Genomic DNA, 13,239 nt, shown 5'->3' on the forward strand with positions numbered 1-13,239 from the left:
TATGACAGCTCAAGATGATTCAAAAGTATTCAGTTTACTAGGGCATAAACCAGCTCTATTTATGGTTTTCTTCACAGAAATGTGGGAACGTTTTTCTTACTATGGGATGAGAGCACTCTTTGTGCTGTTTTTAACAAGTGAGATTGTAAATGGGGGTTGGGCATGGAGTAATGAAGATGCTCTAAAGCTTTATGGTTGGTATACAGGACTAGTTTATCTTACCCCAATCTTAGGAGGATTTATTGCAGATAAATTTTTAGGATATAGAAAAGCGGTAGCATTTGGAGCATTATTAATGACTTTAGGGCACGCTTCGATGGCTCTAGAAACTCCTACCTTTCTATATATTGGACTAGCTTGCTTGATATTAGGGAATGGGTTGTTTAAGCCAAACTTAACATCAATAGTTAGTGGATTGTATGCTAAAAATGAAGAAAAGAAAGATGGAGCATATACAATCTACTATATGGGAGTTAATGCTGGTGCCTTTTTGGGAATAATGCTCTGTGGGTATATTGGAGAAAAGGTTAGCTGGAGTTTTGGTTTCGGTTTGGCAGGAATATTCATGTTTTTAGGAATGCTTCAATTCTGGTTTGGAAGAAGCATTCTTGATAAAGTAGGGTTACCTCCAAAAAAGAAGTATGAACTTGATGATATAGACGATATAGTAGAAGATACCGTAGAAGAAGTTGTAGAAGAGGTGAAAGTAAGTTCAAAGGTGCAAAAGGATAGATACATTGTTGTTGGAGTTTTGGCGTTCTTTACCGTGTTTTTTTGGGCAGCTTTTGAACAGGCAGGAGGTTCTATGACCATTTTTGCAAATAAATATACCAATAGGGTTCTGGTCGGAAATGCTGCGAATATTTTTAAAATAATTGACACACTGATTACCATAGTCCCATTACTTATTATTAGCTGGGTGTTGTATAAACTTTTTGCGCAGACGTTCAAAAAAATATCTTTATCCAATACTATTTTAGGATTTAGCTTTGCAATTATTTGGGCAATAGTGATATGGAAATTATATCGCGAATTTAGTGCTGAGACTACAGAGGTTCCTGCATCATGGTTTGGTATTCTAAATTCATTGTTCATTATCTCATTTGCACCAATGTTTTCTAAATTATGGGAGAGTAAATATAATCCATCTGCTGCAGTTAAATTTGGACTGGGATTAATACTCCTAGGTTTTGGTTTTGCTTTGTTAGCATTTGGTGCTATCTCGATCCCACAAGGTGCAGAAACTGCAAAAGTAAGTATGATGTGGTTGATTTTTGCTTATTTATTTCATACGCTTGGAGAATTATTTCTGTCTCCGGTAGGATTGTCTTATGTTAGTAAACTAGTTCCTGCCAAATTAATTGGATTAATGTTTGGGGTATGGTATCTAGCTATTTTTATTGGTAATTGGTCTGCAGGTCAGTTAGGTGGAATGATCGATGGTATTACGGCAAAATATTCATTAACTACGTTTTTCTTAATATTTACAGTTGTGCCAGCTGCGGCAGGAGGAATAATGATATTGCTTAATCCTGTATTAAAAAAGCTAATGCATGGAGTACGATAAATATTATGTAACTTTACTTGTCTCCCAAAGGCAAATAAATTTTTAATAAGGAATGATTTTTGTTTCCGACTAGTTAAAAAAATATAGTTATGAAAAACCTACTTTTAATTTTCTTATGTGTGTTGTGTAGTTATACTCAAGCACAAGAGATACAATGGATGTCAATGAATGAAGCTTTAGAGGCACAAAAAAAAGAGCCCAAAAAGATATTTATGGATGTATATACAAACTGGTGTGGTCCTTGTAAACTTTTGGATAAAAGAACTTTTCATAACAAAGATGTAGTGTCTTATGTGAATAAGCACTATTATGCTGTAAAGTTTAATGCAGAAGGTACAGAAGAGGTGAAATACAATGATTTTACCTATACAAACCCGAATTATAAGCCTGATAGGAAAGGAAGAAATAGTCAACACTTTTTTGCAAACGCATTAAAAATAACAGGATATCCAAGTATGGTGTTTTTTGATGAAAAAGCAAACTTGATTGCTCCTGTAGTTGGTTATAAAACACCACAGCAATTAGAGATATATCTTAAAATGATCTATAATAACGATTATAAAAAATTAACTACTAGCGAGGCTTGGCAGAAATATGAGAAATCGTTTGTAAGTACCTTTACAAATTAGAAATAAATACTATTTTGTATAAATTCCCTTTTGTTTTTTAAGGCAAAAGGGAATTTTTTTGATATATATTGCATTGGTTAACAACCTTAGATTAATTATAATTATTTAGTATCTTGAGAGCACACAACTTCTTGTAATTATGATACGATCTAGTTTACCTTTTATTTTTGTGATGATGTGCTTTTATCTTTCCGCACAGAACAAAACAGAAATCAGTACAAATAAAAAATTAGTTTTAGAGGCTGTAGCGAAGCAGAAAGAAAAAATGATTGCTATGAGCGATCAGATATGGGCGCTTGCAGAAACCGCTTTCGAAGAAAAAGAATCGTCTAAGATATTAGCAGATTATGCAGAATCCCAAGGGTTTACCGTAGAGAGGGGAGTGGCAGAAATGCCTACTGGTTTTGTTGCTAGCTATGGTAGTGGAAAACCAGTTATTGGTATTTTGGGAGAGTTTGATGCTTTACCAGGAATTTCACAAAAAGCACAATCAGTCAAACAACCTCTTGAAGAAGGGGCAGGAGGTCACGGTTGTGGTCATAACTTGTTTGGGGTAGCAAGCTTATCTGCCGCGGTTGCCATAAAAGACCTTATTGCCAAAGGAGATTTAAAAGGAACAATCAAGTTTTACGGAACCCCGGCAGAAGAGAAGTTTTTTGGTAAGCTGTTTATGGCTAGAAAAGGGCTGTTTAATGATCTGGACGTATGCTTGGATTGGCATCCTAGTGCCGAAACAAAAGCTGATGTACAAAGTTCTCTTGCGCTTGTAGATTTTATTGTAGAATTTAATGGACAAGCAGCACATGCTTCTGCCGATCCCTGGAACGGACGTAGTGCGGTAGATGCTCTTGAGTTGTATACAACGGGGATTAATTATTTAAGAGAGCATATAAAACCAACAGTGCGTATTCATTATCATATTCAACATGGAGGCGATGTAGTCAATGTAGTGCCTGATTATTCTAAAATATGGGTTCGTGTACGGGATACTAAACGAGAAGGAATGGAAGAAGTATGGAAACGAGTAGAAAAAATGGCAGAAGGAGCAGCAATTATGGCTGATGTAGATTATAAAATTAGTTTGGTGTCTGGGCTTCACGAAATTCTGGTAAACAGAACAGGAGGCGAAGCAATGCAAAAGAATCTCGAATATCTTGGCGATATAACGTATACCGAAAAAGAACTTGAATTTGCACATGGCATCCAAGAAGCCACGGGGAAGCCAAAAAAAGGAATGGATGCTACGATAAATCCGTTGGAAGAAACAAAAGAACATCCTGGTGGAGGATCTACAGATGTAGGAGATGTGAGTTGGCTAGTCCCTGTGATTCGACTTGGGGTTACTACAGCCCCAATTGATACGCCATGGCATTCATGGGCAGTTGTGGCATGTGGAGGGATGTCTATTGGTCATAAAGGAATGATTCAAGCTTCAAAAGCATTGTCAATGACGATGGTGGATTTGTATGAAAATGAAAAACTGGTACAAGCTGTAAAAACTGAATTTCTGGAGAGAAAAGGAGACTATCAATACAAAGCTATTTTACCCGATGGGCCACCACCCATTCCTGTCGGATCAAATTAAAAAGATTTTAGTACATTAAACCTTTTTTAAATTGATTACAAAATAAATTTTTGCGAATAAATTGTGAATGAGATACAATTAATTGGAATTGTATACGTTACATATCAATATGAACCTAATTTAATACCCAAATCGGATTCATAAAATGAAAATAAACCTATAAACGAATAGTACAGTTTTAAGACCTACTATAATTGTACTTGTTTCTTTAGGCTACGTTTTCCTTTTTTGAATTGTAAACCTACTTATGAAAAAAATACTTATCATAGCCACCCCGACTATGTTGTTTATTGCGTTACTATTTTCTTTTGTACCTACAAAACAACCAAAATTATCACAACAATCGCAAATCGCTGAATTATCTCAGATTCCAGAAATTGATTTTCCTGATAAATATAAACAACGACTAGCTGACTCTATTCAAGCTTATTTTAATAAAGCAATTCTTCAAAACCAAATTATAGGAGCTGCAGTAGCTATTGTAAAATGTGATTCTGTAATTTACTTAGGAGGATATGGTAATCGAAATGTAGCATTAAAAGATACTATTAATGAAGAAACAATATTTAGAATAGGTTCTGTCTCCAAGGGTTTTGCTGGCATATTAGCAGGTATTCATGTAGAAGAAGGCTTAATAAACTGGGAAGATAAAGTTGTTGATTATGTACCTAATTTTCGTTTGTCTAGTAAGGAACAAACAAAGAACGTAACCCTGTCTCATATTTTATCACATACAACCGGTTTGCCTTATCATAGTTTTACAAACCTCGTTGAAGCAGGACTGCCAATAACTACAATTGCAGAGCGTTTTAAAAATGTTAGGTCAATTGAGAAACCGGGTAATATATATAGTTATCAAAATGCCGTTTTTGCCCTAAGTGGAAAAATAATAGAGCAGGTTACCGGTCAATCTTTAACAGAGGTTATCCATGATAGAATATTTGAACCATTACAAATGACTTCGGCTTCTGCTAGTTATGAAGCTATAGAAAAATCAGATAATGTTGCACAACCTCATAAACGAATGCGTCATGGATGGAAACCTATGCGTATTAATAAAAAATATTACAATAATGCTATTGCCGCAGGAGGAATCAATGCAAGTATCGCCGATATGGGTAAATGGATGAAATTCTTATTGGGTAATAATCCAGAGGTAATGATGCCTAATACAATGAGTGATGTTTTTGAGCCAATAATTCAGGTTGGAGGAAGAAGAAAGTATTATCAAAAATGGCCAGGGTATTCAAAATCTTTTTATGGGTTAGGATGGCGTGTTCATTCTTTTACCGATACCAAAACCGGAGAACCAAGCAGGGTTGTACATCACGGCGGTAGTGTTAATAATTATAGAAGTGAAATCGCAATTTACCCAGAAGAAGATCTAGGGATTTGTGTACTTTTCAATAGTCAAAATAAAATAGCTAAAGACTGTATTCCAACAATTCATAACATGATTCAGAGAATAGTAAGTACGCCTAATCGAGAATACTCTAAAGAATCTTTAGTTTTATTATAAACTTGAAAATACTATTTAAGAAAAAATGCACCCATTTTATCAGTACGATAAAATCTAATATTGTATTTTTTACAACTAATCTCCCATTGATCAAGAAAGGTCTTGTAGTTACTGGCGTCAGCCACAATTTGCGTCGGTTGTAGACTGTCAATAACTCTTTCTAAATGAATTTTTGGGGAATTAGATAAGAGAACAATATCGGGTTGTAGTTTCGGAATGTTGTAAATACTAGAACTGTCAATGATGAAGATGACTTGTTCTTTATATTTATATACATTTTTTAATAAAAAAGTAGAGTCTATAGTGGCTTGGTTGCTTATGAGGTAATTACCAAATAGATATCCTTTTGTGTTTGCTGTAATTGTACTTTTGCTATAAACCTTAAGAATCCGCTTTTCTAAAACACCAATAGTTGTATTGCGCTGATTATGAAATATAACTAATTCTTCTTTGTTAGAAATTGCCTGCTTATTGTATACAAGTGTTATGGTAATAATTAATATGTTGGATATCATCAGGTAAAACTTCTTTCGTTCATATTTTTGAATTAGAAGAACAGAAACAATAATAGTAAAATAAGAAATGATAAGCATGCCCCAGGAGAAAGGAATGTCTCTGATGATAAATGTTTCTTGTTGTGCGATCCATTGAATAAAATTATTCATTGTCTCGATACAATTAGCAAATAAAGTTGCCATACAATCAGGAAGTATATTTAGAGACGCTAGCATAATTACCAAAATGCCAAGTCCAAGAAGTATTCCTAAAAAAGGAAGAAGTATCAGGTTAGACACAAAAAACAGAATAGGAAATTGATGAAAGTAGAATAGGCTAAGAGGCAATAGACCTAGTTGAGCAGTCAAAGTAACGGTAAATATATCCCAGAGTTTTTTTGAAATGTAGAACCTTGGATGATATAGGTTGGCTATAATTGGTTGAATCCACACTATCGAAAAAACTGCTAGATAGCTCAATTGAAAACCAGGTGAAAATAGTAACAATGGATTAAAACAGACCAAAATAAAAATAGAAACGAATAATGAGTTATAAATACTCGTTTTGGATCGGATTTGTATTCCTATGGCAAGAAATGAAAACATCGTGGCGGCTCTTAGTACCGATGGTGATAGTCCTGCTATGATTGCAAATGACCAAATGAATATGATGGAGAGAACTAGTTTGATAGGTTTTCCAAATTTTTTGAACCTGTTTAATGGCTTTAGAAGAAAATTTAAAATAAGTAACAATATGCCAATATGAAGCCCTGAAACTGCCAAAATATGAATAGCACCTGCATCTCTATATTCATGTAATGTTTCTTGATCTATATCTTGCCTTTGCCCCAAAAGCAGCGCATTTATTACCGATAATTCCCTTGGATGAATACTGTGTTTTGCTAACTTTTGATTGATATTTTTCCTAATCTGATCTGCAATGCTAAGTAAAGAATGTTCGATTTTATGGTTATAAACAAGTTGATTTGGTAGGAGAGTAATCTTATGGTATATGTTTTTGGTACGCATATATTTTGCATAATCAAATTGATTTGGATTTAAGGGTTTAGAAATGGGTTGTATAGTAGTAAAGGAGGTGTATGTGTTACCTATGTCCAAAAGGTTCGATGAGTTCTTTTTTGGAATCTGAAGTAGTATACTTCCTTGCGTAACTTTATTTTCAATATAGTTAATGGAAATAATGTATTTATTGTAATATGAAGTAGATTTTAATCGTTTTTTAATGTAAAACTGGATACCTACCTTATGGTTTGTGAGGTTATTTGTGTCAATGTAATTACTATAGTGGTTTGAATAACTCTTAGGGTTGTGAATTGTAACTAAAGTAGCTCCAAAAGAGATAAAAACAATGATCATTACTATTGAAAAAAAGTGTCCTTTTGAGAATGCTTTTTTTGATTGTTTCCAGAAAAAACTGAGTAGGCATACAGTAATAGAAAACAATGAGAATATTGTTTTTGGTGGTATATCAATGTAATATCCTAAAAGGATGCCAGTTAATGTTGAAATGGAAATGGCAACAAATGGGATATTAATCAGTTTCAAGTTGGGCACTTTTTATCATTTTGATCTGTAAAATATAGGTGGAGCTATATTTTTATATCACAATAATAAGAGATGCCGGTTTCATTTTTCGGGATTTTAAAAATTTTGGATTGAAGGATCAGAATTTAAAATAAAAAAACTCAAAGAAAAGAGTGTTTCGTGTGAATGCTATAAGATTCTTCTGGCATGGGCAAAACACTTATTCCAATACTTTTCGTTAAGACTTGATACCACAACTCCTTTTGATGTCGAAGCGTGTATAAATTTGACAACTCCTTTATTTTCAACAACTAATCCAACATGGGAGATGACATTTTTTCTTTTGTTAGTTTTGAAGAAAAGAAGATCCCCTACAGCTACTTTTTTTAATGAGATAGCATGACCTTGCGTGGCCATAGTTCTAGATGTTCTGGGGAGAATAATGTTTTCTTTCTTAAATGAGGTGTATACTAAACCAGAGCAGTCCATTCCTCTTTTGGTAGTGCCTCCAAATTTATAGCGGGTACCACTAAAAGTCTTGGCATAGTTTATTATACTTTTGATTTTCTTACTGTTTTTATTTCTAGTGGGTTTGGCTTTATATGCAGTTTTGGTTTTTGAAGATATGACTGCTTTATTTTTTGACGAACTTCCACAAGATGTTAGTGCAATAGTAATTAAAAGGAATGCAACTACTTTTTTCATTAGATTTGGGTTTATAACAAAGTACGAATTTTTATGTAACATTTTCAAAAGATTTATTCTTTATAGGGAATAGGGTTACAAGAAGGTGTGAGAAATTTCTTAGTTTTTAGTTAAAAAAAAATAATAAACACAATAAAGTGGTGTTTTTGATTTATTTTATTAATGTTTTGTGTTAAAAATCAATACACTTTAATATCTTATTGAAGAATGTTTAATGTTCTTCAAATGAAATTAAAATTGTCCCTACATATTGCTTGTTTTTCCTTGTACTTTTTGATGACTCATTTATACGCACAAGTTTCAGATAATAGAGTGAACCGTGATAGTATAGAGAAGATTTTAGAAGAATCAATTGCCTCTTTTTCAAAATTAACAGAAGAAGGAACAGAAAAAGGAATTTACCTTTTGGAGCTTGCCGAAAATTTAGCAGAGAGGCTAAATGATCCTTACACTACAGTTTTGGTTAATAGAGAAAGGATATCTTTTTTGTTTAATAATGATGATACAATAACTATTAAAAAATATCTATCGAGAAATCTAGATATTATTAAAAAGATAGGAGATAAAAGGCAATTAGGGTTGTATTATGAAGATGTTGGAGTCTATAATTCGGCATTGGGGAAGAGGAAAGAAGCACATTTGGCAGCACTCATCGCAGAACAGTTATTGAGTAAATATGGAGAAGTAGAGGATGTAATCGATGTAAATTATAATCTATGCCTAGGTTATCTCAAGAAGAAAAAATGGGAAGCTTCGTTAAAACATGGTATCAAATCTTTGAATGCAATAGAAAAAACAGGGATTAAACAGAATAGAAGTAATAACTTATACTTGTACTTAGCTGAAGATTATATTAATCTGAATCAATTTGAGAAGGCAGAGGAATGTTTTGCGAACATTAAAAATGGAGATTCTCTATACGCTAATGATCCTCACTTTAAAGGGAGATTATTATTTGCAGAAGGTAATTTTTATGAAAAAACAAGTAATTATAAAAAAGCAGCGTTCTTTTACAGTCAATCTTCAAATAGTTTCTATGAGTACCATAATAAAAGAACTAAAGAAGTAAGTACCTCTCTTGTTTTGTCCAATGAATTGAGCCTTCAGAAAGAAGAGAATGAAAGAATCAAAATTGAAAATGAATTAAAAGCGGAGCAGTTAAGAAATAGCCGTTTTATTATTTTATTTGGAACGTTGGTTATTTTGGGATTAGTTTTGATGAGTATTCTTCAATACAGAGTATCTTTTTATAAAACAAAGATGAATAAGCTGTTAAAGAAGAATTATAAAAAGCTTATTAAAGCAAACAAGAAAGTAGATAAAGCATTAAAAGCCAAATCAGAATTTTTGGACTCTGTAACTCATGAGCTTCTTACTCCATTAAACACTATAAAAGGAACGACCTTTTTAATGAAAAAAGAAGAGTTGTCGGTGCATCAAATGGATCAAATGCAATTGATTAATTTGTCAACAGATACTTTGTTGAACTTGATTAAAGATACAATTCATTTGAACGATTTGGAGAAGGGAGCTATAGAGTTAAAAAAAGAACAATTTAACTTAAAATCACTACTAAACAATTTAATTGATTCATCATTAATGGTGAAAGATAATAACAACAAAATTTATAGAAAAATCGATAACACAATCCCCGATTTGTTGATAAGTGACATGCTTAAGGTCTCAAAAATCTTTCTTAAAATATTGGAAAATGCTCTCAAATTTACCAAAAATGGAAGCATATACATTGAAGTGTCATTAGTTACTTTAACGGATAACAATGCAAGTGTGGAATTTTCTGTTAAAGATACTGGTGTTGGTATGACAAAGGATCAGGTTAATAAAGCTTTTGAAGCTTTTTATCAAGGATCAGTAAAGATTAATAGAGAATATGGGGGTACGGGATTAGGGTTATCTATAGTAAAAAGGATGTTAGATTTGTTAGATAGTGATATCGTTTTAAAATCTAAACCAAATGAAGGAACCTCGGTTTCGTTCGTAATAAATTTTGGTGTTCCAGAGCCCGTAACTGAGAAAAACGCATATCAATCAAATGATTCTAATTCATTAAAGAAAAATGTAAATATCTTATTGGTAGAAGACAATAAAGTAAATCAATTAATAACAAAAAAAATAATTTCTAATTATGGATTCTGTTGCGATTCTGCATATGATGGTACAGAGGCAGTGGCAATGGTGAAAAAACAAAATTATTCTATAATTTTAATGGATATTATGATGCCAAAAATGGATGGTTTTGAAGCAACAGAAAACATAAGAGGGTTTAATACCGAAGTACCAATAGTTGCATTAACCGCATTATCAGAAAAATTAAACAAAGAACGATTTAATGAGGTCGGGATTTTTAAAATTCTCCAGAAACCAGTAATTCCCGAACAGCTATATGAAGTTTTGGCAGATTGCTGTAAAGAATAATACTATATGGGTGTTTTTACTTACGTCTTCAAAAAATGGCTAATCTTGTTCTAGTTGTATTGGTTTTTTCTTCTAGAAATAAGACTAAAAACTCTTATCAAGCTTTTTTTTGGAAGTCAATATCTCAGGATTTGAAAAATGATATAACTCTTACTTTTGGGCAAAAAAAAGTATTGTAGAATAGATTTTTATCTACATCTTTCAAAAAAGATTAAGAGACTACTAAATGTTTTTTTGGTGATTGTAATGACAAAATAAGATGTTTTATCCTAGTACAAAGTATTCGTACAGCATGTAATTACGGTTTTTCATCGATTAATTTGTGGTAATAGAGTAAAAGATAATTTTATTTAATACCTTAATAGTAAGATACTTATTAAATCTTTATAGATGAAATTGAAGATGCTTCCATATATTATGTGTTTGCTAATGCACTGTAATATTGCCTTTTTGGAAGCACAGAATTCTGATAGTAAAATAAGTTCTGATAGTATAAGAAAAGTCCTAAAGGAATCTTCAGATTCTTTTTCAAAATTAACAAGTGATGGAAATAAGGAAGGTGTTTATTTTTTAGAACTTGCAGAAAGTTTAGCAGAAAACTCTCCTGATCTTTATATTAAAATGTTAGTCAAAAGAAAAAAAATCGATTTTTTTCTGAACAGTAGAGATACAATAAAAATAGAAGGATATTTGGCTGATTACCTTAAGATTATTGAACAGGTAGGAGATAAAAGGGAATTAGGGTTGTATTATGAGGCTCTAGGAGTACATAAATCTGTACAAGGAAAAAAAGAAGAAGGATACCAAGCATATATCATAGGTGAGCAGTTATTACGTGAATATGGAAAGGATAGAGATGTTATTGATATAAACTATAACCTAAGTTTGGAGTACATTAGGCTACAGAGGTGGGATGAGGCTATTGAGCATGCTTTGAGATCATTAGAAGCAGTAGAGAAAACCAAACAAAAAGAAGACAGAAGAAGGAATCTTTACCTGTTCTTAATTGAATGTTATATCAATTTAGAAGAGTTTGATAAAGTAGAGTATTATTTCTCGGAAATTGAAAAAGAGGTATCCGTATATTTTAATGAATTATACTTTGAGGGAAAATTATTTTCTCAAAAAGGATCGTATTACGAAAAAATAGGAGATTATAAGAAGTCGTCATACTATTATAATCAATCCTCTAAGAAATTTCTGGAGTATTATTTTCAACGAACAAAAGAAGTAAGCACCGATCTTGCCTTGTCAAATCAGTTGAATCTAAAAGAAGAAGAGAATAAAAGAATAAAAATAGAGAATGAATTAAAAGCCGAACAACTAAGAAATAGTAGATATATTATTTTACTTAGTATACTTGTTATTGTTGGACTGGTATTAATGAGTATTCTTCAATACCGGGCATCTTTTTATAAAACAAAGATCAATAAGTTATTAAAAAGGAATTATAAAAAACTGATAAAGGCTAATAAAAAAGTTGATAAAGCTTTAAAAGCCAAATCAGAATTTTTGGATTCAGTGACTCATGAACTCCTAACCCCTTTAAATACAATAAAAGGAATAACTTTTTTACTTCAAAAAGAAAAATTAACATCACATCAAGAAAACCAAATTAAGCTAATAAACCTGTCAAGTGATTATTTGTTGAGTTTAATCACAGATGTAATACAGTTAAATGATCTTGAGAAGGGAGAGTCAAAATTAAGAAAAGAAGAATTTGACCTAAGAGTGTTATTAAACAATTTAATAGACTCTTCATTAATAATGAATATTAATAATAATAAGGTTCACAGAGAAATAGATAGTCAGATTCCTAGTAAGATTAAGGGAGATGTGCTTAAAACTTCTCAAATCTTCTTAAATATACTTGATAACGCATTAAAATTTACAAAAGATGGAGATGTTTATATTGATGTTTTATTGGTCTCGGTAATTGATCATAAAGTGAAAATAAAGTTTTCTATTCGAGATACGGGTATTGGTATGTCAAAAAGGCAAATACGTAAAGCATTTGAAGCATTTCATCAGGGATCGGTTAAGATTAATCGAAAATATGGAGGTACAGGATTGGGGCTGTCGATCGTAAAAAGAATTCTTAGACTACAAGAGAATGATATTGTTTTAGAATCGAAACCTGGTAAAGGAACTTCTGTTTCGTTTATGATAGATTTTGATATCCCGAAATTAGCACAAGGAAAAAATGCTATTCCTAAAAACAATTTTGAGGAATTTTCGCAAGAAATAAATGTTTTGCTTGTAGAAGATAACAAAGTGAATCAATTGATTACAGAAAAAATAATTTCTAATTATGGTTTTTATTGTGATTCTGCTAATGATGGGAAAGAAGCCGTGGATATGGTTAAAAAAAACAGATATTCAATGGTTTTGATGGATATTATGATGCCTAAAATGGATGGATTTGAAGCAACAAAATATATAAAACGATTTGATAAAGGAATACCCGTGGTAGCGTTGACCGCAATATCTGAAAAAATGAATAAAGATAAATTTAATGAAGTTGGGATATTTACAGTGCTTCCTAAACCCGTGGATCCAGAATTATTGTATAAGACAATAATGAGTTGTTGTGATAGTGATGATTAAGTGCTTGATGCTTTGTGTGTTTTGTGGTGAAAAGAATAGTTGCTTAACTTAGGATTAAGGTTTTATCTCCTATGTATTCGTTTTCTATAAGATTTGCGCAAAGAATATTCTGTCAGAGTAATTTTGAATAGAAATCTAATGATTGTAAATAA

Annotated in this window: 8 protein-coding genes; 6 read left to right on the top strand and 2 right to left on the bottom strand. The window is 32.0% G+C overall.

The window, feature by feature from the left end; translation table 11 throughout:
- The first annotated feature begins 1 nt into the window (after position 1).
- From C1X07_RS09830 to C1X07_RS09845, 4 genes are all read left to right on the top strand, one after another.
- A complete protein-coding gene (locus C1X07_RS09830; protein WP_103069839.1) occupies positions 2–1,567 on the top strand; it encodes a peptide MFS transporter in 1,566 nt (521 codons plus the stop codon).
- Positions 1,568–1,656: 89 nt separating this feature from the next.
- A complete protein-coding gene (locus C1X07_RS09835; protein WP_103069840.1) occupies positions 1,657–2,196 on the top strand; it encodes a thioredoxin family protein in 540 nt (179 codons plus the stop codon).
- A 172-nt stretch (positions 2,197–2,368) separates the two neighbouring features.
- Positions 2,369–3,781: an amidohydrolase gene (locus tag C1X07_RS09840; protein ID WP_394335667.1), complete on the top strand. Its 1,413-nt coding sequence runs from the start codon at positions 2,369–2,371 to the stop codon at positions 3,779–3,781.
- Positions 3,782–4,028: 247 nt separating this feature from the next.
- Complete coding sequence (locus C1X07_RS09845; RefSeq protein ID WP_103069842.1) at positions 4,029–5,300, top strand: serine hydrolase domain-containing protein; 1,272 nt, start codon at positions 4,029–4,031, stop codon at positions 5,298–5,300.
- 11 nt (positions 5,301–5,311) lie between these two features.
- Here C1X07_RS09845 and C1X07_RS09850 read toward each other — a convergent pair whose 3' ends face one another.
- Together C1X07_RS09850 and C1X07_RS09855 are read right to left on the bottom strand one after the other, a co-directional pair.
- A complete protein-coding gene (locus tag C1X07_RS09850) occupies positions 5,312–7,360 on the bottom strand; it encodes a ComEC/Rec2 family competence protein (RefSeq protein WP_164914133.1) in 2,049 nt (682 codons plus the stop codon).
- 168 nt (positions 7,361–7,528) lie between these two features.
- Positions 7,529–8,044, bottom strand: a complete 516-nt coding sequence (locus C1X07_RS09855; protein WP_103069844.1) for a C40 family peptidase — start codon at positions 8,042–8,044, stop codon at positions 7,529–7,531.
- A 225-nt stretch (positions 8,045–8,269) separates the two neighbouring features.
- Between C1X07_RS09855 and C1X07_RS09860 the strand changes: the two genes are divergently transcribed.
- Both C1X07_RS09860 and C1X07_RS09865 read left to right on the top strand, forming a co-directional pair.
- Positions 8,270–10,480: a response regulator gene (locus tag C1X07_RS09860; protein WP_164914134.1), complete on the top strand. Its 2,211-nt coding sequence runs from the start codon at positions 8,270–8,272 to the stop codon at positions 10,478–10,480.
- Positions 10,481–10,870: 390 nt separating this feature from the next.
- Positions 10,871–13,087 carry a response regulator gene (locus C1X07_RS09865; protein ID WP_103069846.1) on the top strand — a complete coding sequence of 739 codons (2,217 nt, stop codon included), beginning with the start codon at positions 10,871–10,873 and terminating at the stop codon, positions 13,085–13,087.
- Positions 13,088–13,239: the final 152 nt, after the last annotated feature.

Source organism: Aquimarina sediminis, assembly GCF_002895435.1.
Taxonomy (GTDB): Bacteria; Bacteroidota; Bacteroidia; order Flavobacteriales; family Flavobacteriaceae; genus Aquimarina; species Aquimarina sediminis.

What these genes read in the sequence shown, in the direction of transcription:
- C1X07_RS09830 (WP_103069839.1), top strand. Translation starts at nt 2, where the DNA reads ATGACAGCTCAAGATGATTCAAAAGTATTCAGTTTACTAGGGCATAAA.
- C1X07_RS09835 (WP_103069840.1), top strand. Translation starts at nt 1,657, where the DNA reads ATGAAAAACCTACTTTTAATTTTCTTATGTGTGTTGTGTAGTTATACT.
- C1X07_RS09840 (WP_394335667.1), top strand. Translation starts at nt 2,369, where the DNA reads ATGATGTGCTTTTATCTTTCCGCACAGAACAAAACAGAAATCAGTACA.
- C1X07_RS09845 (WP_103069842.1), top strand. Translation starts at nt 4,029, where the DNA reads ATGAAAAAAATACTTATCATAGCCACCCCGACTATGTTGTTTATTGCG.
- C1X07_RS09855 (WP_103069844.1), bottom strand. Translation starts at nt 8,044, where the DNA reads ATGAAAAAAGTAGTTGCATTCCTTTTAATTACTATTGCACTAACATCT.
- C1X07_RS09860 (WP_164914134.1), top strand. Translation starts at nt 8,270, where the DNA reads ATGAAATTAAAATTGTCCCTACATATTGCTTGTTTTTCCTTGTACTTT.
- C1X07_RS09865 (WP_103069846.1), top strand. Translation starts at nt 10,871, where the DNA reads ATGAAATTGAAGATGCTTCCATATATTATGTGTTTGCTAATGCACTGT.